Annotated in this window: 21 protein-coding genes, 2 tRNA genes, 1 other RNA gene and 1 pseudogene; 14 read left to right on the top strand and 11 right to left on the bottom strand. The window is 71.9% G+C overall.

From position 1 onward, the window contains the following. Positions 1-18: 18 nt before the first annotated feature. Positions 19-618, bottom strand: coding sequence for a Uma2 family endonuclease (locus tag MRQ36_RS11765; RefSeq protein WP_242794965.1), 600 nt, complete (start codon positions 616-618; stop codon positions 19-21). A 115-nt stretch (positions 619-733) separates the two neighbouring features. On the opposite strand from MRQ36_RS11765, the gene MRQ36_RS11760 reads away from it, so the two are divergent. Next, entirely contained in the window at positions 734-1,717 is a 984-nt protein-coding gene (locus tag MRQ36_RS11760; protein WP_242794963.1) for a DMT family transporter, read from the top strand. A gap of 57 nt (positions 1,718-1,774) precedes the next feature. Here the strand turns inward: MRQ36_RS11760 and MRQ36_RS11755 are convergent, their stop codons facing one another. Both MRQ36_RS11755 and MRQ36_RS11750 read right to left on the bottom strand, forming a co-directional pair. Beyond that, positions 1,775-2,845, bottom strand: a complete 1,071-nt coding sequence (locus MRQ36_RS11755; protein ID WP_242794961.1) for a PHP domain-containing protein — start codon at positions 2,843-2,845, stop codon at positions 1,775-1,777. A gap of 78 nt (positions 2,846-2,923) precedes the next feature. After that, a complete protein-coding gene (locus tag MRQ36_RS11750; protein ID WP_242794959.1) occupies positions 2,924-3,688 on the bottom strand; it encodes a M23 family metallopeptidase in 765 nt (254 codons plus the stop codon). A gap of 133 nt (positions 3,689-3,821) precedes the next feature. Here MRQ36_RS11750 and MRQ36_RS11745 point away from each other — a divergent pair, with 133 nt between their 5' ends. The 3 genes from MRQ36_RS11745 (at position 3,822) to MRQ36_RS11735 (ending at position 5,722) form a co-directional block, all read left to right on the top strand. After that, positions 3,822-4,211 carry a hypothetical protein gene (locus MRQ36_RS11745; RefSeq protein WP_374250012.1) on the top strand — a complete coding sequence of 130 codons (390 nt, stop codon included), beginning with the start codon at positions 3,822-3,824 and terminating at the stop codon, positions 4,209-4,211. A gap of 358 nt (positions 4,212-4,569) precedes the next feature. Continuing rightward, positions 4,570-5,097: a tRNA adenosine deaminase-associated protein gene (locus tag MRQ36_RS11740; protein ID WP_242794957.1), complete on the top strand. Its 528-nt coding sequence runs from the start codon at positions 4,570-4,572 to the stop codon at positions 5,095-5,097. A gap of 175 nt (positions 5,098-5,272) precedes the next feature. Beyond that, positions 5,273-5,722 carry a nucleoside deaminase gene (locus tag MRQ36_RS11735; RefSeq protein ID WP_242801034.1) on the top strand — a complete coding sequence of 150 codons (450 nt, stop codon included), beginning with the start codon at positions 5,273-5,275 and terminating at the stop codon, positions 5,720-5,722. Positions 5,723-5,780: 58 nt separating this feature from the next. Here MRQ36_RS11735 and deoD read toward each other — a convergent pair whose 3' ends face one another. Continuing rightward, positions 5,781-6,488 carry a purine-nucleoside phosphorylase gene (gene deoD, locus MRQ36_RS11730; protein ID WP_242794954.1) on the bottom strand — a complete coding sequence of 236 codons (708 nt, stop codon included), beginning with the start codon at positions 6,486-6,488 and terminating at the stop codon, positions 5,781-5,783. A gap of 75 nt (positions 6,489-6,563) precedes the next feature. Between deoD and MRQ36_RS11725 the strand changes: the two genes are divergently transcribed. Beyond that, positions 6,564-6,653 (top strand) — tRNA-Ser (locus MRQ36_RS11725). Between the two features lie 49 nt (positions 6,654-6,702). Here MRQ36_RS11725 and MRQ36_RS11720 read toward each other — a convergent pair. From MRQ36_RS11720 to MRQ36_RS11700, 5 genes are all read right to left on the bottom strand, one after another. Continuing rightward, positions 6,703-7,197, bottom strand: a complete 495-nt coding sequence (locus MRQ36_RS11720; protein ID WP_374251114.1) for a hypothetical protein — start codon at positions 7,195-7,197, stop codon at positions 6,703-6,705. Between the two features lie 32 nt (positions 7,198-7,229). Continuing rightward, positions 7,230-7,844: a hypothetical protein gene (locus MRQ36_RS11715; protein WP_242794950.1), complete on the bottom strand. Its 615-nt coding sequence runs from the start codon at positions 7,842-7,844 to the stop codon at positions 7,230-7,232. A 155-nt stretch (positions 7,845-7,999) separates the two neighbouring features. Then, complete coding sequence (locus MRQ36_RS11710) at positions 8,000-9,778, bottom strand: glycosyl hydrolase (RefSeq protein ID WP_242794948.1); 1,779 nt, start codon at positions 9,776-9,778, stop codon at positions 8,000-8,002. A gap of 289 nt (positions 9,779-10,067) precedes the next feature. Then, positions 10,068-10,811 (bottom strand): 3-oxoacyl-ACP reductase family protein, encoded by a 744-nt coding sequence (locus MRQ36_RS11705; RefSeq protein WP_242794946.1) that lies wholly within the window; start codon positions 10,809-10,811, stop codon positions 10,068-10,070. Positions 10,812-10,958: 147 nt separating this feature from the next. Next, positions 10,959-11,043 (bottom strand) — tRNA-Ser (locus MRQ36_RS11700). An 82-nt stretch (positions 11,044-11,125) separates the two neighbouring features. Here MRQ36_RS11700 and ffs point away from each other — a divergent pair. From ffs to MRQ36_RS11655, 9 genes and pseudogenes are all read left to right on the top strand, one after another. Next, positions 11,126-11,216: signal recognition particle sRNA small type (ffs, locus tag MRQ36_RS11695), an RNA gene on the top strand. A 107-nt stretch (positions 11,217-11,323) separates the two neighbouring features. Further along, positions 11,324-14,202 (top strand): annotated as a pseudogene (locus MRQ36_RS11690) (DNA polymerase III subunit gamma and tau). A gap of 110 nt (positions 14,203-14,312) precedes the next feature. After that, positions 14,313-14,621 (top strand): YbaB/EbfC family nucleoid-associated protein, encoded by a 309-nt coding sequence (locus tag MRQ36_RS11685; protein ID WP_242794944.1) that lies wholly within the window; start codon positions 14,313-14,315, stop codon positions 14,619-14,621. Positions 14,622-14,628: 7 nt separating this feature from the next. Beyond that, entirely contained in the window at positions 14,629-15,222 is a 594-nt protein-coding gene (gene recR / locus MRQ36_RS11680; RefSeq protein WP_242794942.1) for a recombination mediator RecR, read from the top strand. A gap of 256 nt (positions 15,223-15,478) precedes the next feature. Further along, on the top strand, positions 15,479-17,152 hold the full coding sequence (locus tag MRQ36_RS11675) for an ABC transporter substrate-binding protein (RefSeq protein ID WP_242794940.1): 1,674 nt from the start codon (positions 15,479-15,481) through the stop codon (positions 17,150-17,152). A 101-nt stretch (positions 17,153-17,253) separates the two neighbouring features. After that, a complete protein-coding gene (locus MRQ36_RS11670) occupies positions 17,254-18,261 on the top strand; it encodes an ABC transporter permease (protein WP_242794938.1) in 1,008 nt (335 codons plus the stop codon). Positions 18,262-18,337: 76 nt separating this feature from the next. Next, positions 18,338-19,408, top strand: a complete 1,071-nt coding sequence (locus tag MRQ36_RS11665) for an ABC transporter permease (protein ID WP_242794936.1) — start codon at positions 18,338-18,340, stop codon at positions 19,406-19,408. Positions 19,409-19,451: 43 nt separating this feature from the next. Next, complete coding sequence (locus MRQ36_RS11660; protein WP_242794934.1) at positions 19,452-20,438, top strand: ABC transporter ATP-binding protein; 987 nt, start codon at positions 19,452-19,454, stop codon at positions 20,436-20,438. Continuing rightward, complete coding sequence (locus MRQ36_RS11655) at positions 20,435-21,532, top strand: ABC transporter ATP-binding protein (protein ID WP_242794932.1); 1,098 nt, start codon at positions 20,435-20,437, stop codon at positions 21,530-21,532. Before MRQ36_RS11660 ends, MRQ36_RS11655 begins: the two co-directional genes overlap by 4 nt. Positions 21,533-21,583: 51 nt before the next feature. Here MRQ36_RS11655 and MRQ36_RS11650 read toward each other — a convergent pair whose 3' ends face one another. Beyond that, on the bottom strand, positions 21,584-22,111 hold the full coding sequence (locus MRQ36_RS11650) for a hypothetical protein (protein WP_242794930.1): 528 nt from the start codon (positions 22,109-22,111) through the stop codon (positions 21,584-21,586). Then, positions 22,093-22,719 (bottom strand): HNH endonuclease family protein, encoded by a 627-nt coding sequence (locus tag MRQ36_RS11645; RefSeq protein WP_242801032.1) that lies wholly within the window; start codon positions 22,717-22,719, stop codon positions 22,093-22,095. Before MRQ36_RS11645 ends, MRQ36_RS11650 begins: the two co-directional genes overlap by 19 nt. Between the last annotated feature and the right edge of the window lie 30 nt (positions 22,720-22,749).

Below are 22,749 nucleotides of genomic sequence, written 5' to 3'. Positions count from 1 at the left end.
CGACCCCGTTTGCCGTGTTCAGGGCAGCAGCTCCGCCGGATCGAAGTCGATCGCAAACGGCACGTCGGCCTGGAGCCGGTGCCCGCCGGTCGCCGCTGCCAACGGGACGTAGGCACCCGCGTCGCCCAGGGAGTGCAGCTCGACGGAGACGTGTCGCAACCGTCGGACGATCTCGACCCGCATGAAGTACGGCACGCCGTTCTCGGCGCAGCGGCGCGGCTTGTCCACGAAGTCCTGCTGTCGGCCGGCGGGAGAGACGAACTCCACCGCCATCGTGCAGTACTGCCCGGGGACCCACCGGTCCTCGTCGTCCGTCTTCGGCACGGTGTGCAGCACGGTCAGGTCCGGCTGGATCCAACTGCGCGGGTTGAACGTCAGGTTGACCTGGCCATAGACGTAGAGCCCCGCAGCCTCCGCCGCCGGGCCGAGGATCCGAATCAGCTTCGCTTCGCCGAAGCTGTTCGCGCCGGCGTCCGCTGGGGTCATGACCAGCCTTCCATCTACGCACTCGTACCGCGCGTCGGGTAGTTCGCGCGTCGGAAGGAAGCGGTCAGCCAGCTGTGTCGTCCACTCGCCGTCCAGGTCGTAGAGCGGGTCGAACTTCTGCGGCATGGCCATCCTGCCCACCTCCTGAGCTGGTCAACGCCTCCAATGTGAGGCGGTTGCTGTGGTGGTCGACACGGCGTCCGATTTTCGCGGGACTTCGTCGTACGGCTCGGGCAGAGTGTCAGGGGTGACAACGGACTTCACTCCTGACCGGGCGGCGCTGCGCAGCTGGCTGCCCGGGTTCGTGGCGCTCGGTGTGATCTGGGGTTCCAGCTTCCTGTTCATCAAGGTCGCGGTCGCCGAGCTGCACCCGTTGCACCTCACCCTCTACCGGGTGGCCACCGGGGCGGTGACCCTGCTGGTGGTGCTCGCCGTGCTCCGCGACCGGCTGCCCCGCGAGCCCCGGGTCTGGGCACACATGGTGGTCATCGCCGCGTTCGGCGTGGCGATCCCGTTCACCCTCTTCGGCTTCGGTGAGCAGCGGGTCGAGTCGATGCTCGCGGGCATCTGGAACGCCACCACCCCGCTGATCGTGCTGCCGCTGGCGGTGCTCGTGTTCCGTACCGAGCGGTTGACCGTGCGGCGGGGGGTCGGGCTGGGGCTGGGCTTCCTCGGCGTGCTGGTGGTGCTGGGCGTCTGGGAGGGCGTGGGCGGGGCACACTTCACCGGCCAGCTCATGTGTCTGGGCGCGGCGGCCTGCTACGGCGTGGCCATCCCGTACCAGAAGAAGTTCGTCGCCGGCAGCGCGTACTCCGGCCTCTCCCTCTCGGCGGCGCAGCTGCTGGTCGCGACCGCGCAACTCGCGGTGGTGGCGCCGCTGGTGGCCGGCGCCCCGCCGGTGCCGACCGGGCTCTCCGCCCGGGTGGTCGGCAGTGTGCTGGCCCTCGGCGCGCTCGGCACCGGGCTGGCCTTCGTGATCAACCTGCGCAACATCCGGGTGGCCGGTGCGAGCACCGCCTCCACGGTGACCTACCTGATCCCGGTCTTCGCGGTGCTGGTCGGAGCCGTGGTGCTCGGCGAGCGGATGAACTGGCACCAGCCGGTCGGCGCGCTGGTCGTGCTGCTCGGCGTGGCGATCGCCCAGGGCGTCGTCGGCCGCCGACGCCGGGCCACCCCGGTCAGCGCCGGTACGCCGGCCGTGCCCGCCGTCGAGCCGGCCACCCGCACCTGACGGCCGGCTGCCGCCGGGCGGGCCGGGCCGACCGTCCGATCGCCTGCCCGTGGCGGGTCAGCGGCGGGTGTGCGTCCACTTCACCAGCCGGTCGGCCCTCCAGGTGTTGACCACCCGGTCGGCCGGTACGCCGCAGAGCGCCGCCCGCTCGCAGCCGAACCGCTGCCAGTCGAGCTGGCCGGGCGCGTGCGCGTCGGTGTTGATGGCGAACCGGCAGCCCGCCTCCAGGGCCCGGCGGATCAGCCGCTTCGGCGGGTCCTGCCGCTCCGGCCGGGAGTTGATCTCGACGGCGACGTCGTGCTCCGCGCAGGCCGCGAAGACCGCGTCCGCGTCGAAGTCGCTCTCCGCCCGGGTACGCGGCCGGTGCGCCCGGTCACCCGGCCCCTTCACCCCGGCCGGCCGGGACGACACCATCCGGCCCGTGCAGTGACCGAGGATGTCCAGGTGCGGATTGGCCACTGCGGTCAGCATCCGCCGGGTCATCTTCGCCCGCTCGTCGTTCAGGCCACTGTGCACCGAACCGACCACCACGTCGAGGCGGGCCAGCAACTCCTCGTCCTGGTCCAGCGAACCGTCCGCCAGGATGTTGACCTCGATGCCGGTGAGAATGCGGAAGCCCTTCGGCAGCGCGTCGTTCACCGCCGCCACGTGGTCGAGCTGCTTGCGCAGCCGGTCCGCGGTCAGCCCCCGGGCCACCTTCAACCGGGGCGAGTGGTCGGTCAGCACCACGTACTCGTGGCCCAGCTCGACCGCCGCGAGCGCCATCTCCTCGATCGGCGACCCGCCGTCCGACCAGTCGGAATGGGTGTGGCAGTCGCCGCGCAGCGCCTCCCGCAGCGCGGTCGCGGCGGCGTCCAGGTCGGTGCCCTCGGTGGCGACCAGCCGGCGCAGATAGACCGGCTCCTCGCCGGCCAGCGACTCCGCCACGCAGCGGGCCGTGACGTCACCGACGCCCGGCAGCTCGGTCAGCTTCCCGGTCCGCGCCCGCTCCGCCAGCTCCGACGCGGGCAGCGCGGCGAGCGCCGTGGCGGCCGAGCGGAACGCCCGGACCCGGTAGGTGGCCTCGTTGGCCCGTTCCAGCAGGAAGGCGATCCGGCGCAGGTCGGCGATCGGGTCCCGGGCGCTCATGCCTTGCAACCTACGCGCCCGGGCCGGCGTTCGCGGGGTGTCCCACGCCGGGCGACCGGCGTCCCCGGTGGACGACCGTCAGCCGGCGCCGCTGGTGGTGGTCGGGGCCTTCGGGCAGCCGTGCCTGCGCTGCCAGGCCACCACCTCCGCGGCGGGCGACCGGTTGCCCCGCTTCCGCCACGAGTCCAGGTAGCGGGCCGGCCAGACCACCCCGCGCCGGATCCACCAGTCGTCGTGGCCCCGGCACGCCGGGGAGAGACCGAAGTGCAGGTGGCAGACGTTGTTCGCGTTCCCGGTGTGCCCGACGCGGCCGAGCTGCCGACCGGCCTCGACCCGTACGCCGGCGCTGATGCCGGTGGCGATGGCGCTCAGGTGCGAGCCGTAGTAGCGGACCCCGTCGTCGCCGAGCAGCGACACCGAGAGCCCCCCGTTGTACGGCCCCAACGGGCCGCGCTTGTCGAACCGGTCCACCCGGCTCACCTCGAGGATCTTCCCGTCGGTGACCGCGACCACCGGCTCGCCGCAGTCGGCGAAGATGTCCGTCCCCGGGTACGCGGAGTGGGTCGGGTGGTAGTCGACGTTGCCGGCGCGGACCGGGAAGACGTGTCGCAGGTCGGTACGGGTCGGCGACGGCGTCGGGGCAGCGGGGCTCGGCGCCGGCGTCGCCCGGGTGGCGGGCGGCTGCTCGGCCGTCGCCATCGCGGACGGACCTGCCCAGACGCTCGACGGCGACGCCGAGGGGCGGGCGCCGGACGCGCAACCGGCGACCAGCGCCGGGGCGAGCAGCAGCAGGACCGGGTACGCCGAACGCGCGCGGCGGCGTCCGATCGATCGCGAGCGCATTCGGACATCCTGACAGACCACTACCGTAGGGACGAAAGCCGAACGGCGTGGCACCGCGTCGACACCCGGGCGGTCGCTCAGCGTCACCGTTCGTGGCGACGTGCCGGGTACGGTCCGTGAAGGGAGCAGGGCGATGAACTGGAACGCCGGTCCCGGTGAGCCGCCGTCCGGCGGGGCCCGTCCGATGCCGCACGTCCCGTCGGGGCTCTTCCCGTCCGGGCCGCCGACCCGACCCACCTGGCGGGAGCCGTACCCGGTCACCGGTGGCGGGGTGGCCGCGGGCGGCGCGCTGACCGCGCTCTGGCTGGTCCTCTTCGGCCTGCTCGGGCACGACGTGGCGGGCTACGCGTGGTGGACGGTGGTGGCCGGCGGGCTGGCCTGGCTGGCCGCCCTGGCCCTCGTCCGGTACGGCGACCGGGGCGTGGCGACGGGCATCGCCATCGTCACCGCGGGCGGCTGGAGCATCGCCGCGGCGGTGCTGGCGGTGCGCTGGGCACAGGCCGGTGACTGGCCGCTCTGGTGACGTGGCGTACCGGTTCCGCTGCGCAGCGAAGAGCACCTTGACGTACCCGCTGTGACGGTCCACGCTCGCAATATGGCCTGGGACACCCCGCAGCTCGACCCCGAGCGATGCCGCCGCCGCCTGCAACTCCTCGCCGAGTTGGCCGGTGCCCGCACGGTACGACAGCGGGTGCGGCCACAGCGGGTCCGTACCGATCAGCTGCGGCAGCTCATCGCCACCCGGCGACCGTCCCGGGTCGAGCCACTTTCACCGGGATTGAGCGGCCCTTCGGGGCGTTGACCGGTCGCCCGCCGACGCGACCGGTTAACGTGCACGCGTAACGAGTCGGCGTGCTGCCGAGGCCAATTTTGGGGGGACCGTGTCGTACTTCGCTGCTGCCGTGGCGCGCGACGAGGGCGGCTGGACCGCCGCGGAGGTGAACCTGCGCGGTGCCACCGACATCGACGAGGTCGCCGACCGGCTGCGCGACGTCGAGCTGGAGGCCGACCTGTCGCTGCTCTTCGTCGAGGCCGACGACGCCTACCTGGTGATCCTGCGCCTGGACGAGGGCGAGGACCTGCGGATCTTCGGTTCGGACTCCGCGTACGCGGAGGAGTCCAAGCTGGGTGCCCTGCTGGTCGGTGACCTGAAGACGTCGGTCACCGGGATAGACGACGGCGACGAGCCGCGCCCGGCCACCGGCGGTGACGACGAGACGGAACAGCCGGCGGTGGACCCGGAGGCCGACCCGGTCGGCGACGCCGACATCCTCGCCGACCTGGGCATCTCCGCGCAGAAGCTGCTGAACCTCTGCGCCCACGAGGGGATGCTGCCGGGCGACGTCACCGCCGAGATCTGCCAGGTGCTCGGCTGCGCCGACGAGGTCGAGGAGCTGCGTGAGGTCTGACCCGGACGGGCTCGGACCGGTCGGCGGCGAGCCGGCCGACGTCACCGACCCGGCGCTGGAGACCGTACGCCCGGGGCAGCCCACGCCCGGCGCGGTCGGCCGGGTCGGGCCGGGCGCTGACGAGGGTCTGGCCGACCCGGACGGGACCGGCCGGCGGCAGCGGCACGAACGCTGGATGCGGCGGGCCCTGGAGGTCGCCGTCACCGGCCCGGACACGGTCGGCACGACCGGCCCGGACGCCGTCGAGGACGTCCCGGTCGGCGCGGTGCTCTATGGCCCGGACGGCACGGAACTGGCCGTCGGGCGCAACGAGCGGGAACTGACCGGTGACCCGACCGCGCACGCCGAGGTGCTGGCGCTGCGCCGCGCCGCCGAGCGGCTGGGCCGCTGGCGGCTGGAGGACTGCACGCTGGTGGTGACCCTGGAACCGTGCACGATGTGCGCGGGCGCGATCGCGCTGGCCCGGATCTCGACGGTGGTCTTCGGCGCGTGGGAGCCGAAGACCGGTGCCGTCGGCTCGCTCTGGGACGTGCTGCGGGACCGTCGCCTCACCCACCGGCCGGAGGTCTACGCCGGTGTGCTGGAGACCGAGAGCGCGGCCCTGCTGCGCGCCTTCTTCAGGTAAGGAGGGGCCCCCTCTTAACGCCTCCGGTATATGAAGGGGCCCCTGTTAACACGCCGGATCAGGCGATGACCGTGTCGAGGGCGATCTCGACCATCTGGCCGAAGGTCTGCTCCCGCTCCTGCGAAGTGGTCTTCTCGCCGGTCTTGATGTGGTCGCTGACGGTCAGGATGGTCAGCGCCCGGGCCTTGAACCGGGCCGCGATCGTGTAGAGCGCCGCCGACTCCATCTCCACCGCCAGGACGCCGTAGTCGGCGAGCGTGTCGTAGAGGTCCGGCCGGTCGGTGTAGAAGGCGTCCGCCGCCAGGATCGGTCCGACCCGCATGCTGATGCCGCGCCGCTCGGCCACGTCGACCGAGGTACGCAGCAGCCCGAAGTCGGCGACCGGGGCGTAGTCGATCAGCCCGTCGAACCGCATCCGGTTCATGTTCGAGTCGGTGGACGACCCGATCGCGGCGACCACGTCGCGCAGCTGGAGCTCCTCGGAGAGGGCCCCGCAGGAACCCACCCGGATCAGCGTCTTCACGCCGTACTCGTTGATCAGCTCGTGGGCGTAGATGGAGGCGGAGGGCATGCCCATGCCGGAACCCTGGACGGAGACCTCGACGCCGTTCCAGCGACCGGTGAAACCCAGCATGCCGCGGACCGTCGAGTAGCAGGTGGCGCCCTCGAGGTAGGTCTCCGCGATCCACTTGGCCCGCAGCGGGTCGCCCGGCATCAGGACCCGCTCGGCGATCTCTCCCGGCTTAGCGCCGATGTGCGTACTCATGGCAAAGATCCTGCCAGGCCGACGACGGGGATACCGGTTCGGCGTCCCAACCCGGGGTCCTGTACCCTCGTCGGCGGTGGCGTGTCCGAGTGGCCTAAGGAGCACGCCTCGAAAGCGTGTGAGGGTTTACGCCCTCCGCGGGTTCAAATCCCGCCGCCACCGCCAACCGAAGCGCCCGGGGATCCCGGGCGCTTCGTCATCTCCGGTCAGCCGGTCAGCAGGGGCCGTACGCCTCGTCGAAGAGGCGTCGCGCCCACTCGGCGTACCCGGCGATGATCTCCCGGACGGTCGTCCCGTCGTGCAGGAAGAGGTAGGCGCGGTCGCCGTTGCGGACGAGCAGACCGTCGAACCGTTCGGTCCGCCGTGGCGCGTGCAGCGGGACGGCCGTCGGATAGCTGGCCCGTACCTCGTCGACCGGGGTGCCGACGGTGATCCCCTCCGGCGTGCTCATCGGGTCGTCCAGCCAGAGCAGCACCAGCCGGTCGTCGACGAAGACCGGGCTGACGTCGCCGTGGCCGGTGAGCGCGGAACCGCAGGAGTCGGTCCCGGTGTGCAGCACCCCGCGCCGGACCAGCTCCTCCTCGGTGGCGCCGAACTCGATGTCGTCCAACCCGTCGAGGCTGACCACCTCGGCGGCCCCGATCGGGCGGACCGGCACCTGCGGCCCGAGTGGACGTACGCCGCTGCCGGCCGCCGACGCGGCCACCAGCAGCACAGTGATAAAAGCAAATTGTCGCAATTTCATGGAATCCCCCAGTCCCCAACGGGACCGGGGCGATCAGGTTGCTGGTGCCGGCCGGATTGCCGGAGTTCCCACTCCTCGGCCAGCTCGTCCCAGTAGTCGGCGGACAGCCCGCGCCGGCCGTGCGCCAGCCAGCCGGCGGTGTCCCGCTCCAGGTGCAGGCCCAGCTCGGCGAACGGGTCGATCCACGGTCCCGGCTCGGCACCCAGCCGGGCGAGCGCCTCGTTGATCGGCCATTGCTCGCGCGGCCGGTCCAGGGCGTCGTCGAAGTGCGGGCCCCAGCTCACCTCGCCGCCCAGCCACACCACCGACGCCTGATGGCCCAGCCCGCCGGCGAACTCCGCCTCCAGATACGCCACCGGTCCCCGCCGCGACCAGCCGGCCAACAGCTCCGCCAGCAGGGGCGAGAGGACGAGCTGGAACGGCTGCTCGGCCGACGGCTCCTCGACCGCGAAGTCCGGCAGCGCGCCGGTCAGCTCCTGCACCAGCTGCGGCGTCACCGGTAGCAGCGCGAAGTCCTGTCGCAGCGCGCCGAGCACCGCGTGGTCCAACTCGGCGGTCTGCTCGCGCAACAGGTCCACGTCGGCCACCACCGCGCTGAGCTGGTAACTCATCCGATCCTCTCGCCGTCCACAGCCTGTGGATGGAACATGTGTACGACGGATCCGCCGTTGCCGGTCCGGGTGCCCCGGCACAGATCATCGCAACCGGGTCCGTACCCGCAAAGGGGCCGGCTCCGCGCGGAGCCGGCCCCTTTGCGGTCAGGTCATCACCAGGCGGACATGTCCGGCAGTTGGTCGATGGAGATGGTCTTCGGGTTCGCCATCGCGGTCTTCCACAGACCGGCCACGTCCTTGCCGCTGCCGGCCCAGTCGCGGGACGCCCAGACCACGAAGTACGGCCAGGCCGGGTCGGACGACGGGTTCAGCGGGCTGAACGTCTCCGCCACCCCGGTGGTCTTGCTGCTGCTGACCGCCTTCGTCGTGTCGAAGTCGCTCCAGCTCTGGAAGTAGTCGGAGGTGACCAGGTCGACGTAGGCGTCGCCCGGGTACCAGGACGCCAGCGAGCTGCCCTGGCCGGAGGCCATGCCGTTGAAGACCCAGACGATGTTGTGCGCCCCGGCGAGCTGGGCGCGCTGGTAGATCAGCCGCCAGAGCTGCTTGTAGGCGTCCTGACCCTTCTTGGTCCACCACATGTAGTTGTTGTTGGCCTCGTGCAGCGGCCGGAACAGCACCGGCACTCCGGCGTCGCCCATCTTCTTCAGCTCGGCCACCACCAGGTCGATGTCCTTGTAGAGCTGCGACGACGGGTTGTTCAGGTCGGGCTGGAAGTCGCACGGGGCGGAGTAGTTGCCGCCGCGCGGGCAGTACCAGTGCCACTGGAAGGCGACGATGCCCTTGCGGTTCTTCGCCCAGTCGATCACCTGCTGGGTCTGGATGCTGCCCTTGGTGTACTCCATGAAGTCGAACGCCACGATCGCCGGGTAGCGGCCGGTCAGCTGCTGCACCTTGTCGGCGTCCGGCAGGTCGGTCTGCCCGCTGACGTAGGAGTGCGTCTTCAGGTAGCAGATCAGGTTGCGGACCTTCGAGTTCGCCTGCGGGTCGGCCGGCTCCTGGCCGCAGTTGGGGCCGGGCGGGGTGGGCGGCTTGACCGCGTACACCTCGAACTCGTAGAGCGAGTAACCCCAGGCGGTGCCGCGCGCGGTGCCGGACATCCGGACGTACCGGCCGCTGCCGGTCACCGCCAGGTCGTCGGTGCCGCCGTCGCCGCTGGTGGTGCTGTAGACCGGGGTCCAGCTGGTCCCGTCCGTCGAGGTCTGGATCTGGTACGCCCTGCCGTAGGCGGCCTCCCAGCGGAGCCGGACCAGCGAGATCGGGTACGTCGCACCCAGGTCCACCTGGATCCACTGCGGGTCGGTGTAGAGGCTGGACCAGCGGGTCCCGCCGTTCCCGTCGACCGCCAGGTTCGAGCTGAGGCTGGTGCTCTCGTTCGACGAGGCGGTGGTCGGCCGGTTCAACGCCAGGTTGCCGGCCGGCGCGGTGCTGCTCGGGCTCGGGTTCGGGCTCGGGCTCGTCGGGCCGGGGCTGGGCGTGCCGGTCGGGGTGCCGCTCGGACCGGGCGTCGGGTCGCCGCAGGCCGCCCCGTTGAGCGTGAACGCGGTCGGGGCCGGGTTCGACCCGCTGTAGGTCACGTTGAAGCCGAAGCTGACCGTGCCGCCGTTCGCCGGGATCCCGGCGCTGTAGCTGACGTTGGTGGCGGTGACGTTCGCGCCGGACTGGGTCTTGGTGGCGTTCCAGATGTCGCCGACGACCTGGTTGCCGGGGAAGGTCCAGGCGAGGGTCCAGCCGTTGACCGGGGTGGCGCTGAGGTTGGTGACGGTCAGGTTCGTGGTCGCGCCGGAACCCCAGTCGTTGGTGACCTGGTACTGGACCGAGCAGGTGCCGGCCGCGGCCTGCGCGGACGGCATCGTCACGAGGGTGCCGGCCAGCACGGTGACGGCTGCCGCCGCCCCGGCCAGGCAGGCCCGCGTGCGGGTGCGATGGGTCATCAGGATCTCCCGTACGGGTGGTGGTGGGTACGGACGTGGCGCGTCCCTGTGGTGGTCACCCAGCTCTGCCCGGACCGGCCCGGCTGCCGGTTGCCCCCGACGGCCGGACCAGAGAAAGATATCGACGATGGTGCTGATGAACCGGTTAACTTGTCAAGCCTCAAATCTGCGCTCCGGTCGTCTTCGACTTGCTCATTGCCCATCTGTTTGCAGCAAACGAAGCTGAACCGCTCCAGAGCGACGGTGCGGCGCGAGCCACGGGAGCAGCTGCGCGCCGCACCGTCACGGGTCAGATGGTGAAGCCGCCGTCGACGTTCAGCGTCGCGCCGGTGACGTAGCCGCCGTCCGGCCCGGCCAGGAAGGCCACGGCGCCGGCGATGTCGGCCGGCGCGGCGTACCGGCCCAGCGCGGTGAAGCCCCGGACGGTTCCCGCGTTCGGCCCGTCGGCCGGGTTGGCGTCGGTGTCGGTCGGTCCCGGATTCACCAGGTTCACCGTGATGCCCCGCTCACCCAGCTCCCGGCCGAGACCCTTGGTCAGGCCGACCAGGGCGGTCTTGCTCAGGGCGTACAGGGCGAAACCGGGGAACACCGTCCGCTCCGCCATGTTGCTGCCGATGCTGATGATCCGCCCACCCTCGGTCATGTGCCGGGCCGCCGCCTGCGAGGCCACGTACGGCGCTCGCACGTTGACCGCCACCGTCCGGTCGAACTCGGCCGGACCGAGCTCCTCCACCGGGCCCACCAGGAGCACCCCGGCGTTGTTCACCAGCACGTCCAGCCGGCCGAACTCCGCGGCGGTCCGGTCCACCGCGGCGCGTACGGCGGTCTCGTCCGCGCTGTCCGTCCGTACCGCCCACGCCCGGCGCCCGACCGCCTTGATCTGCTCGACCAGCTCCGTCGCGCGGTCGGCGCGCTGCTCGTAGGTGAGCGCCACGTCGGCGCCCTCCCGGGCCAGCCGCAGGGCCACCGCGGCCCCGATCCCCCGGCTGCCGCCGGTCACCAACGCCACTTTTCCGTCCAGAACTCCGCTCATGCCACCAGCCTGCTCGGCGGCGGGCCGGCCGTCTGGCGGTGATCAGACGCCGCGTTCCGGGCCGCGATGTCGCCGGTGCACGCCTCCGTGGCGGCTCGTGGAACGAGAAAGGGCCGGCCCTGAACCGGGCCGGCCCTTTGTCGAAGGCGGAGGATACGAGATTCGAACTCGTGAGGGTGTTAACCCAACACGCTTTCCAAGCGTGCGCCCTAGGCCTCTAGGCGAATCCTCCGCGAGCCAGGATACAGGTCCCGTGACGGCCGGCCACCCCACCACCCCCTGAAGATCCACGCCGGGTCGGGTAGGCTTGGCGGCACCCCCCGTGCGGCGTGCATCTCGTGAACCTCCCCAGGGCCGGAAGGCAGCAAGGATAAGCGGGCTCTGACGGGTGCACGGGGGGCCTTTCTGTCTCCGGGTGCCGGTAACGTCCCTGCGGGTCAGGTCACGGGGTGGTGGGTGGTCACCCGCGCCTGACCGGCGCAGAATGGCTCGGTCGAGAGGAGGCGGGACGGGTGGCACTGGCCCTTTACCGCAAGTACCGGCCCCGTACGTTCGCCGAGGTCATCGGGCAGGAGCACGTCACCGAACCGCTGTCGCAGGCGTTGCGCAGCGGGCGGCTCAACCACGCGTACCTCTTCTCCGGCCCCCGGGGCTGCGGCAAGACCTCCAGCGCCCGGATCCTGGCCCGCTCGCTCAACTGCGAGCAGGGCCCGACCCCGGAGCCGTGCGGGCAGTGTGAGTCCTGCCGCTCGCTGGCCACCGACGGCGCCGGCTCGATCGACGTCATCGAGATCGACGCGGCCAGCCACGGCGGCGTCGACGACGCCCGGGAGCTGCGCGAGAAGGCGTTCTTCGCACCGGCCCGCAGCCGCTTCAAGATCTATGTCATCGACGAGGCGCACATGGTCTCGTCGGCCGGCTTCAACGCCCTGCTCAAGCTGGTCGAGGAGCCCCCGGAGTACGTCAAGTTCATCTTCGCCACCACCGAGCCCGAGAAGGTGCTCGGCACGATCAAGTCGCGTACCCACCACTACCCGTTCCGGCTGATCCCGCCGAAGACGCTCCGGCCCTATCTGGAGCAGCTCTGCGAGGCCGAGGGCGTGACCGTCGACCCTGCCGTCTTCCCGCTCGTCGTGCGCGCCGGTGGCGGCAGTGCCCGGGACAGCCTCTCCGTGCTCGACCAGCTCATCGCGGGCGCCGGCCCCGACGGGGTCGGCTACGCCCGGGCCGCCGCGCTGCTCGGGGTCACCGACTCGGCGCTGATCGACGAGATGTGCGACGCCCTCGCGGCCGGGGACGGCGCGGCGGCGTACGCCACCGTCGACCGGGTGGCCGAGGCCGGGCACGACCCGCGCCGGTTCGCCGCCGACCTCCTGGAGCGCCTGCGGGACCTGATCGTGCTCCAGCAGGTGCCGGACGCCGCCACCAAGGGGCTCATCGACGGCCCGTCCGACCAGATCGAGCGGATGGCCGCCCAGGCCCAGCGGCTCGGCCCGGGCACCCTGTCCCGCTGCGCCGACATCGTGCACAACGGCCTGGTCGACATGCGCGGCACCACCGCGCCCCGGCTGCTGCTGGAGCTGATCTGCGCCCGGATGCTGCTGCCCGGCGTGGACGACACCACCGGTGGCCTGCTCCAGCGCCTGGAGCGGATGGAACGCCGGCTCACCCTGGGTGGCTCCGAGCCGCCGCCGGCCGCCGCCGGCTCCGTACCGGTCGCCCATCCTTCTCCGGTACGCCAGGAGCCGCCCGCCCCGAGCGCCGCGTCCGACCCGCAGACCGCCGGCCCGCCGGCGGCCGCCGCCGCGCCGACCGGGGCGGCTGCCGCCCGCGCCGCCGCGACCGCCGCCCGTTCCGCACCGGCCGTCCCCGACTCGGCGAACGCCGCCCGTTCCGCCCCTGAATCCATTGGCCCCGGTGGCGGCGTGCCGGCCGGCGTCGCCGCCGCTGGTCCGGCCGGCCCGGATTCCGGGGTCCCGCCCCGGCGGGTCGTGCCGCCGTCGGCGGTCATGCCCGACCCCGGCACCCCGAGCCGCCGCGTCCCGGTGCCGCCGCCCCCGGCGCGCTGGACGCCGTCGCGGTACGCCGGGTCTGGCCCGAGGTGGTCGGCAAGGTCAACCGGACCAACAAGCGGATCGCCGCGCTGATGCGGGACGCGGTGGTCCGTGAGCTGGACGGCGACGTCCTGGTGCTGACGGTGAAGTCGACCGTGCTGGCCAAGATGATGTCGGACCACGCCGCGGTGCTCACCGACGCGCTCTACGAGGAGCTGGGCGGTCGCTGGCAGATCCGCTGCGAGGTGGCCGGCGAGCGGGGCGGGGTGTCGCTCGGCGGCTCCTCGCGTCCCGCCCGCCCGGCTCCCGCACCGCCGTCCGGCGACCCGTCCACCCAGGCCGGCGGCCCAGGCCCGTCCGCGCAGCCCGGTGGCCCAGGCTCGTCCGCCCAGGCCGGCGGTCCGAGCGCGTCCGGTGGTCCGAGCGAGTCCGGCGGCTCAGGTCCCTCCGGTGGCCAAGGTCCGTCCGGTGCGCCGAACCTGTCCGGTGGTCCGGGAGCATCCGCGCCGGTCGCCGGCCCGGGTCAGGCCACCGGGTCTGGCTCCGTGGGTCAGGCCGGCTCCGGCGGCCCGGCCGGAAACTCCGGTGGGCCGGCAGGTCGTGCCGGCGGTGCGCCGGGTCGGAGCGCCGGACCGGCTGGCGGCCCGGTGGGGAGCGCGTCCCACGCTTCGGCCGGCGCGTCCGCCGGTGCTTCCGGGCCGGGCATGACCGGTTCCGGCAGCCAGATGGCCAGTGGCGATGGCGTGTCGGGTGCGCCGGTCGACGACGAGGACTGGCCCGAGCCGGCCCGCCCGGGCGGCAGCGCGCCCGGCGCCGACCAGCGTTCCGAGTTGGCCGGTCCCGGCGGTGCGACCGGCGACGCGGAGGCGTGGCCCGAGCCGGCCCGGCCGGGTGGTGCCACGGCCACCGCGACGGCGGTCGCCGCCCCGGCGGCCACGGCGGCTCCCGCCGTACCCCGGCCGGTGCCGCAGCCGACCCCGGCCGCGACCGGCGGACCGCCGGTGAGCAGCGCGATCGCGGCGGCCCGGGCGGCTGCGGCGGGTGCCGGCGCGGGTCGGGGACCGCGGCCCGCGCCGTCCGGGCGGAAGACCGCCGACCCGGAGTGGGCCGGCGAGCCGCCCTACGACCCGGACTACGACGGGCCGATCCGGGGTGGCGGGGCCCGGGCGAGCGCCGCCCCGGCCGCTCCCGCCTACGAGGGTTTCGACCCGGGTGACGAGCCGCTGGACGAGGTGATCGACGAGCGGACCGCCCGGCAGTCGAGCGAGGAGCAGGCGGTGCAGCTGCTCCGGGAGGCGTTCGGCGCCGAGAAGATCGACGAGGTCGACGCGCGCTGAGGCGCGTGGGCGACCGGCGGGGACGGGTGCCGCCGCCCGACTAGGCTGGGCGCGGCCGAGCAGACGAGTGCGAGAAGGAGCCATCCGTGCGCCCAGGTGGACAGCCGAACATGCAGCAGATGCTGAAGCAGGCGCAGAAGATGCAGCAGCAGATCGCCAAGGCCCAGGCCGAGCTGGCCGACGCGGAGCTGACCGGGACCGCCGGTGGCGGGCTGGTCACCGCGACGGTCGACGGCACCGGCGAGCTGAAGGCGATCAAGATCGACCCGAAGGCGGTCGACCCGGACGACATGGAGACCCTGGAGGACCTGGTCGTGGCGGCCGTGCGCAACGCCGCCGACGCGGCCCGCGAGCTGACTGAGAAGAAGATGGGCCCGGTCACCGGCGGCATGGGCGGCCTCGGCCTGCCCGGTTTCTGAGCGGCAGATGTACGAGGGTGCCATCCAGGACTTGATCGACGAGCTGGGACGGCTGCCGGGCGTGGGCCCGAAGAGCGCCCAGCGGATCGCCTTCCACGTCCTGTCCGCCGACCCGGCCGACGTCAACCGGCTGGCCGGCGCGCTGCGCAAGGTCAAGGAGCTGGTGCGGTTCTGCACCACCTGCTTCAACGTGGCCGAGTCGGAGCAGTGCCGGATCTGCCGCGACCCCCGTCGTACGGACGAGGTGCTCTGCGTGGTGGAGGAACCGAAGGACGTGGTGGCAATCGAGCGGACCGGTGAGTTCCGCGGGCGCTATCACGTGCTCGGCGGCGCGATCAATCCGCTGGAGGGGATCGGCCCGGACAACCTGCGGATCCGGGAGCTGATGACCCGGCTGAGCGGTGGCACGGTGCGCGAGTTGATCCTGGCCACCGATCCGAACACGGAGGGTGAGGCAACCGCTACCTATCTCGCCCTGATGGTGAAGCCGATGGGCATCGCGGTCACCCGGCTGGCGAGCGGTCTGCCGGTCGGCGGCGATCTGGAGTACGCCGACGAGATCACGCTGGGTCGGGCCTTCGAGGGTCGTCGGGCGGTCTGATCCGTACCGCCGGCCGGCTCCCTCCGGGGGTCGGCCGGCGATCGGCATTTTAGGGGCTTTCGCCCCACTCGCGGTTCTCCCCGACCTGTGACAGTCCCCTTTGTCTGGAGATCAGACGCTGTCAGACCCGGTGACTTGGTGTCGGCTTGATAGCGATTGCCTAACGGGCGTTCCGCTTCCGTGAGTCCTGTCATAGCCTCCGGCTCACAGACTGAGCCACAACTCGGCGTGGTCATGCGCATGACAGAGGTGAGAGATGCAGGCAGGCAGGCTAAAGGCGGCTGTGGCCCTCGCGGCCGTTGCCGCTCTGGCGGTCGGGGCGTCCGGCTGCGCGAAGAGCGAGCGTGACGGGGGCAGCGGTGAGGCCAAGACTGGCGGCACCTTCGTCTTCGCGGGGGCGGGTGACCCGAAGAACTTCGACCCGATCTTCAACGACGAGGGTGAGTCGTTCCGGCCCGTCCGGCAGATGTACGACACCCTGGTCATGAACAAGCCGGGCACGGCGGACCTGGTGGGTGGCCTGGCCGAGAGCTGGGAGCACGACCCCGCCGGCAAGGTCTGGACCTTCAAGCTCCGCAAGGGCGTCAAGTTCCACGACGGCACCGCCTTCAACGCCGCCGCCGTCTGCTACAACTTCGACCGCTGGTACAACATGAAGGGCGCCGCCGCCCAGTCGCAGATGATCTACTACTCGGACGTCTTCGGCGGCTTCGCCAAGAACGAGGCCGAGGGTGCCGGCCAGGCGGTCTACAACAAGTGCGAGGCCAAGGACGACGCCACGGCCGTCATCACGATGAACCAGTACAAGGGTGCCTTCCCGGGCGCCTTCGCGCTGACCGCGCTCTCCATCGCCAGCCCGGACGCGCTGAAGAAGTACGACGCCGACACGGTGAAGCAGAACGGCGACTCCTTCGAGTACAGCGCCTTCGCCACCGAGCACCCGGTGGGCACCGGCCCGTTCACCTTCGGCGGTTGGGACAAGGCCAAGGGTGAGATCACCCTGAACCGGAACCCCGACTACTGGGGCGAGAAGGCCAAGGTCGACAAGATGATCATCAAGATCATCAAGGACGAGAACACCCGGAAGCAGGAGCTGCGCGCCGGCACCGTCCAGGGCATCGACTTCCCGGCGCCGGCCGACCGCAAGGCGCTGGAGAGCGAGGGCTTCAACGTCATCAACCGCCCGGCGTTCAACATCCTCTACCTGGGCATCAACCAGAAGAACAACCCGAAGCTCAAGGACCTGCGGGTGCGTCAGGCGATCGCCTACGCCCTGAACCGCCAGCAGCTCGTCCAGACCAAGGGCCCGGGTGGCACCAAGGTCGCCGACGAGTTCCTGCCGGACAGCGTGCTCGGCTACGCCCCGGACGTGCAGAAGTACGACTACAACCCGGAGAAGGCCAAGCAGCTGCTCAAGGAGGCCGGGGCCGAGGGGCTGACCCTGAACTTCTACTACCCGACCGACGTCTCCCGGCCGTACATGCCGAACCCGCAGGAGATCTTCACCGTCCTCGCCAACGACCTCCAGTCGGTCGGCATCAAGGTCAACGGTGTGGCCCGCCCGTGGAACGGTGGCTACAAGGACGACGTGCAGCAGTTCGGCAAGCAGGACCTGCACATCCTCGGCTGGACCGGTGACTACAACGACCCGGGCAACTTCGTCGGCACCTTCTTCGGCCGCGCCAAGGGCGAGTTCGGTGACCAGGGCATGACCGACATGTTCGACGCGATCGCCAAGGCCGACGCCGCCGTCGACGAGGCCGGCAAGAAGGCCGCGTGGGAGCAGGTCAACCGCGACATCGCCGCCAAGTGGCTGCCGGCCGTGCCGATCTGGCACGCCCCGCCGGCCATCGTGGTCACCAAGAACGTCAAGGGTCTGGTCGCCAGCCCGCTGACCGACGAGCGCTTCAACACGGTCAGCGTCTCCTGAGGACGACGCTGAACCACTGACGCCGTACGCGGATCGGCCCGGGCCGGGGCAAGACCCCCGGCCCGGGCCGAACCGCTGATATCGAGAATCTGGTGTGAGAGATGTTGCGAGTCATAGTCCGCCGCCTGCTCCAGCTGGTGGTGACCCTGATAGCGCTGTCGGCGCTCATCTTCGTCTGGCTGCGGAACCTGCCCGGTGGCCCGATCGAGGCGCTGCTCGGTGAGCGGGCCACCCCGGAGCGGCGCGCGCTGCTGACCAAGGCGCTCGGCTACGACCAGCCGATCCTGGTCCAGTACGGCAAGTTCATGTCTCGGGTCGTGACCGGCGACTTCGGCAACTCCATCCGGTCCGGCGACGCCGTCACCTCAGTGATCGGCCGCGCCTTCCCGGCCACCATCGAGCTGGCTGTGGCCGCCCTGATCATCGCGATCGGGATCGGCGTGCCGCTCGGCTACCTGGCCGCCCGCTACCACGGGCGGCTGCTGGACAACCTGAGCATCGCCGGCACCCTGCTCGGCATCTCGATCCCCATCTTCTTCCTGGGCTATCTGCTCAAGGACGTCTTCACCCAGAACGTCCACTGGTTCCCGCCCTCCGGGCGGCTCAGCACCGGAATGGACAACACCGAGGTGACCGGCTTCTTCGTCCTCGACGGGTTGCTCACCCGGGAGTTCGACGTCACCGCCGACGCGCTCTGGCACCTGATCCTGCCGGCGTTCACCCTGGCCACCATCCCGCTGGCGGTGATCGTCCGGATCACCCGGGCCAGCGTGCTGGACGTGCTCAACGAGGACTACGTCCGGACGGCCGAGGCCAAGGGCCTGCGGCACCGGACGATCCGTGGCCGGCACATCCTGCGCAACGGCCTGCTGCCCGTGGTGACCACCATCGGTCTGCAGACCGGCGCGCTCCTCTCCGGCGCGGTGCTCACCGAGAAGGTCTACAACTGGGGCGGCCTCGGCACGCTGATCTACGACTCGATCAGCGGTGGTCGCGACTACCCGGTGCTCCAGGCGCTGATCCTGCTGGCCGCGCTGGTCTTCGTGGTGGTCAACCTCCTGGTCGACGTCTCCTACGCCTTCATCGACCCGAGGGTGCGTGTGCGATGAGCGAGCGGAGCGAGGGAATCATCAGGCACAGTGCGGCGGAGCCTCGTGCGGCCGCCGAGCGAAGCGAGGTGGCCGCATGAGCGACCCCATCACCCGGCCCAACGTGCCGGCTCCCCGGGACGAGTCCGGCCTGCCCGAGTCCGACCTCACCCAGGCCGACCCGTCGGAGGCCCGGGAGAAGCCCGAGGGCGTGACCCCCCGCAACCTCGCCCTGCTCGGCGAGCGGAAGAAGGCGCGGCTCGACGCGCTGGCCCGGGCCGGCGCCGACTCCGGTGGCGTGAGCCTCGTCCGGGACGCGTTCCGCCGGCTGCGGCGCAACCCGGTCGCCATCGTCGGCGCGTCGATCGTCGCGCTCTTCGTCCTGGTGGCGATCTTCGCGCCGCTGCTCGCGCCGCACGACCCGGCGCAGCGCTTCGACGAGCTGACCAAGAACCTCACCGTCGACAGCATCCCCGGTGGCAGCAGCGAGTTCCCGCTCGGCTCCGACCCGCTCGGCCGGGACTTCCTCTCCCGCATGATCTACGGCAGCCAGCAGACGCTCTTCGTCGGCGTGGTGGCCACCCTGATCGGCCTGGGCCTCGGCGTGCTGATCGGCGCGCTGGCCGGCGCGTTCGGCGGCTGGGTCGACAACATCCTGATGCGCTTCACCGACGTGATGCTGGCCCTGCCCGCCCTGCTGCTGGCGATCAGCCTGGTGGCCATGGCCAGCCGGTCCAGCCAGTGGACGGTCATCTTCGCGGTGGCGGTCGTGAACGTGCCGATCTTCGCCCGGCTGCTGCGCGGCTCGATGCTCGCCCAGCGGGAGAGCGACCACGTGCTGGCCGCCCGGGCGCTCGGCGTGAAGCAGCACGCCATCGTGCTGCGGCACATGCTGCCCAACGCGATGACCGCGGTGATCGTGCAGGCCACGCTCACCCTCTCCACGGCCATCCTGGAGGCGGCCTCGCTCTCCTTCCTCGGCCTCGGCGACCCGGACATCAACCGCGCCGAGTGGGGCCTGATGCTCGGCGTGGACGGACAGCGGTACTTCGAGGTCCGGCCCGAGCTGGCCTACTACCCGGCCGCCGCGATCATCGTGGTCGCGCTCGGCTTCACCCTGCTCGGTGAGGCGATGCGCGAGGCGATCGACCCGAAGAACCGGCGGTGACGGCGATGGGAACCACGCACCAGCGCAGTGAGGAAGTGACCCGATGAGCCTGCTCGACGTACGCGATCTGAGCGTGGTGTTCCAGCGTCGCGGTGAGCGGCCGTTCACCGCCGTCGACAAGGTCAGCTTCAGCGTGGAGCCGGGGCAGACCGTGGGCCTGGTCGGCGAGTCCGGCTGCGGCAAGAGCGTGACCAGCCTGGCGATCATGGGTCTGCTGCCCGAGCGGGGCAACAAGGTCTCCGGGGAGGTGCTCTTCGACGGCACCGACCTGCTGAGGCTCCGCCCGGACGACCTGCGCGACCGGCGCGGCCGGGACATCGGCATGATCTTCCAGGACCCGCTCTCCTCGCTGAACCCGGTCGTCCCGATCGGGGTGCAGGTCGCCGAGGTGCTGGAACGGCACCGGGGGATGAAGCGCAGCGCGGCCCTGAAGGAGTCCCGGGAGCTGCTCGACGCGGTCGGCATCCCCGACCCGATGCGGCGGCTGAAGGAATACCCGCACCAGATCTCCGGCGGGATGCGGCAGCGCGCCCTGATCGCCATCGCGCTGGCCTGCAAGCCGCGGCTGCTGATCGCCGACGAGCCGACCACCGCGCTGGACGTGACCATCCAGGCGCAGATCCTCACCCTGCTCAAGCAGCTCGTCGACGAGACCGGCACCGCGCTCATCATGATCACGCACGACCTGGGTGTGGTGGCCGGCCTCTGCGACACGGTCAACGTGCTCTACGGCGGCAAGGTGGTCGAGCGGGCCGCCCGGCACGAGCTGTTCGCCCGGCCGCGGCACCCGTACACGCACGGGCTGCTGAGCTCGGTGCCGCGGCTGGACTCGCCCCGGGGCGAGCGGCTGCACGCCATCCGCGGCTCGGTGGCCGACAACATCCCGTGGGGTGAGGGGTGCGCCTTCGCGCCCCGCTGCGACAACGTGGTGGACGCCTGCCTGGAGGGCACGCCCCCGCTCGAACCCACCGCGACCGGCGGCGACCTGCGCTGCAACAACCCTGTCTCCGAGGAGGTGGCGGTACCGTGACCGAGCGGACCGGACCACTTGTCGAACTGCGCGACGTCAAGGTCCACTTCCCGATCAAGAGCGGCGTGCTCTTCGACCGCACCGTCGGGTACGTCTACGCCGTCGACGGCGTCTCGCTGTCGATCAATGCGGGTGAGACGTACGGGCTGGTGGGCGAGTCGGGTTGCGGCAAGTCCACCCTCGGGCGGGGCCTGCTGCGGCTGGTCGAGCCGACCGACGGCGAGATCGTCTTCGACGGCACGGACGTCCGCTCGCTCAAGGGCGAGTCGATGCGCAAGGCCCGCCGCCGGATGCAGATGATCTTCCAGGACCCGCTGTCCAGCCTGGACCCCCGCCAGTCGGTGGAGTCGCTGCTGGTCGAGGGGCTCAAGGCGCACGGCCTCGCCGACGACAAGGCGGCCACCGCCAAGCGGCTGCGGGACGCCCTGGACGCCGTCGGCCTGCCCGCCTCGGCGCTGAGCAAGTATCCGCACGAGTTCTCCGGCGGTCAGCGGCAGCGCATCGGCATCGCCCGGGCCCTGGTGCTCGACCCCGACCTGATCGTCGCCGACGAGCCGGTCTCGGCGCTGGACGTGTCCATCCAGGCGCAGGTGCTCAACCTGCTCGAGGACATCCAGAACGAGCGCGGCCTGACGTACCTGATCATCGCCCACGACCTGGCGGTGGTCCGGCACATCGCCGACACGGTGGGGGTGATGTACCTCGGCGGCCTGGTGGAGGAGGCGTCCAGCGACGACCTCTACCGCGAGCCGATGCACCCGTACACGAGGGCGCTGATGTCGGCGGTGCCGGTGCCGGACCCGCTGGTGGAGGACCGCCGCGAGCGGATCCTGCTCGCCGGCGACCTGCCCTCGCCGACGAACCCGCCGCCCGGGTGCCGGTTCCACACCCGGTGCCCGTGGGCCCAGCCGACCCGCTGCGCCGACGAGCGGCCGGCGCTGCGCGACGTGCTCGACGGACACCGGGTGGCCTGCCACTACGCGGAGGACATCGCGGCCGGGCGGCTCCGGCCGCACGAGGTGGAGCCGGAGCTGGTCCGCCCGGACGACGGCGCGGCACCGGGCGACACCGGTGAGCTGATCCCGACCCCCTGAGCACGGCACGAGGCCCCCTTCCCGATCCCGGGAAGGGGGCCTCTGCGCAGCTCAGCCCTCGGGGCGATGGAGCAGGGCGACGGCGATGCCGTGCACGGCGTCCAGGCCGGCGGGGTCGGCCAGCGCGGCCTTTCCGCCGGTCACCGCGTACCACTCGTCGGCGTCCTTGTACTGCACGTGCAGGGTCACCTGGCCGTCGGCGTACGCGGTGCGCAGGGTCAGCTCGCCGGTCACCACGCCGACCTCGTCGGTCATCACGCCGCCCGGACCGGGGGTGATGTCGGCGGTGCGCTCCTGCGTACCCCCGGCCGGCGCCGCCCCGGCGGGCGCCGCGCCTTCGGCGGGTGCGGCACCCGGCGCGGCCCCGGCCTCCGGTGTGGCCCCGGCGGCCGGCGGGGTGGTGTCGGCGGACATGCCGGCCCCGGAGACGTCGGCGGGCGCCGCCGGCGTGCCGTCCGCGGTCATCCCCGCCGAGGTGGCGCCGGTCGCGCTGCCGGTGGCCGCCGCGGCGTCCCCGGCGGCCGGCGTCCGCTCCGGCGCGGGTGTCCCCCCGGCCCCGGTCACCGCTTGCTCGCCCATGTACAGCCCTCCAACATGTCGGTGAGGGCGGCCTTCTCGGCACTGGTCACCGTCAGCCGCCAGTAGTGCTTGACCGTCACCCAGTCCGCGGCGTACTGGCACCAGTACGACCGGTTCGCCGGCTTCCACTGCGACGGGTCCTGGTCACCCTTTGCCCGGTTGGAGGTCAGGGAAACCGCGATGAGCTGCGGGCGGGTCAGGTCGTTGGCGAAGTCGCCGCGCTTCGAGTCGTCCCACTCGTCCGCACCCGACCGCCACGCGTTGGCCAACGGCACCACGTGGTCGATGTCCACGTCCGACGGGTCGGTGAAGACCCGGCCGTCGTAGGCGCTCTCCCAGCGTCCACCCACCACGTTGCAGCCGGAGAGCTTGATGCTCTCGCCGTCCCGCTGGAGCACGCTGTCACGTACGTCGCAGTTCTTGCCGGTGTCCCGCCAGTGCGGGAACCGGGTCCGGCTGTAGCCCTTCATGGACCCGGCGGCCGCGACGGTCAGCTCACCGAGTTCCTGGGTGACGTTGCCGCCGCTGGGCGGCGGCGCATCCGGCTCGACGGCCGGGTCGCAGCCGGCCACGGCGAGGGCCAGCGCCGCGGCCAACGCGGCCGCCATCGCGGCCCGGGCTCCTGATCTGGTACGCAC

It is taken from the genome of Micromonospora sp. R77 (assembly GCF_022747945.1).
Classification (GTDB): Bacteria; Actinomycetota; Actinomycetes; order Mycobacteriales; family Micromonosporaceae; genus Micromonospora.
Note: the sequence above shows the minus strand (reverse complement) of the source record. Positions and strands in the feature narration are given on the sequence as shown.

Coding starts and splice junctions, on each gene's coding strand:
- MRQ36_RS11765 (WP_242794965.1), bottom strand. CDS start 618: ATGGCCATGCCGCAGAAGTTCGACCCGCTCTACGACCTGGACGGCGAG.
- recR (WP_242794942.1), top strand. CDS start 14,629: ATGTACGAGGGTGCCATCCAGGACTTGATCGACGAGCTGGGACGGCTG.
- MRQ36_RS11675 (WP_242794940.1), top strand. CDS start 15,479: ATGCAGGCAGGCAGGCTAAAGGCGGCTGTGGCCCTCGCGGCCGTTGCC.
- MRQ36_RS11705 (WP_242794946.1), bottom strand. CDS start 10,811: ATGAGCGGAGTTCTGGACGGAAAAGTGGCGTTGGTGACCGGCGGCAGC.
- MRQ36_RS11660 (WP_242794934.1), top strand. CDS start 19,452: ATGAGCCTGCTCGACGTACGCGATCTGAGCGTGGTGTTCCAGCGTCGC.
- MRQ36_RS11710 (WP_242794948.1), bottom strand. CDS start 9,778: ATGACCCATCGCACCCGCACGCGGGCCTGCCTGGCCGGGGCGGCGGCA.
- MRQ36_RS11745 (WP_374250012.1), top strand. CDS start 3,822: ATGAACTGGAACGCCGGTCCCGGTGAGCCGCCGTCCGGCGGGGCCCGT.
- MRQ36_RS11735 (WP_242801034.1), top strand. CDS start 5,273: ATGCGGCGGGCCCTGGAGGTCGCCGTCACCGGCCCGGACACGGTCGGC.
- MRQ36_RS11670 (WP_242794938.1), top strand. CDS start 17,254: ATGTTGCGAGTCATAGTCCGCCGCCTGCTCCAGCTGGTGGTGACCCTG.
- MRQ36_RS11665 (WP_242794936.1), top strand. CDS start 18,338: ATGAGCGACCCCATCACCCGGCCCAACGTGCCGGCTCCCCGGGACGAG.
- deoD (WP_242794954.1), bottom strand. CDS start 6,488: ATGAGTACGCACATCGGCGCTAAGCCGGGAGAGATCGCCGAGCGGGTC.
- MRQ36_RS11715 (WP_242794950.1), bottom strand. CDS start 7,844: ATGAGTTACCAGCTCAGCGCGGTGGTGGCCGACGTGGACCTGTTGCGC.
- MRQ36_RS11685 (WP_242794944.1), top strand. CDS start 14,313: ATGCAGCAGATGCTGAAGCAGGCGCAGAAGATGCAGCAGCAGATCGCC.
- MRQ36_RS11650 (WP_242794930.1), bottom strand. CDS start 22,111: ATGGGCGAGCAAGCGGTGACCGGGGCCGGGGGGACACCCGCGCCGGAG.
- MRQ36_RS11755 (WP_242794961.1), bottom strand. CDS start 2,845: ATGAGCGCCCGGGACCCGATCGCCGACCTGCGCCGGATCGCCTTCCTG.
- MRQ36_RS11750 (WP_242794959.1), bottom strand. CDS start 3,688: ATGCGCTCGCGATCGATCGGACGCCGCCGCGCGCGTTCGGCGTACCCG.
- MRQ36_RS11645 (WP_242801032.1), bottom strand. CDS start 22,719: ATGGCGGCCGCGTTGGCCGCGGCGCTGGCCCTCGCCGTGGCCGGCTGC.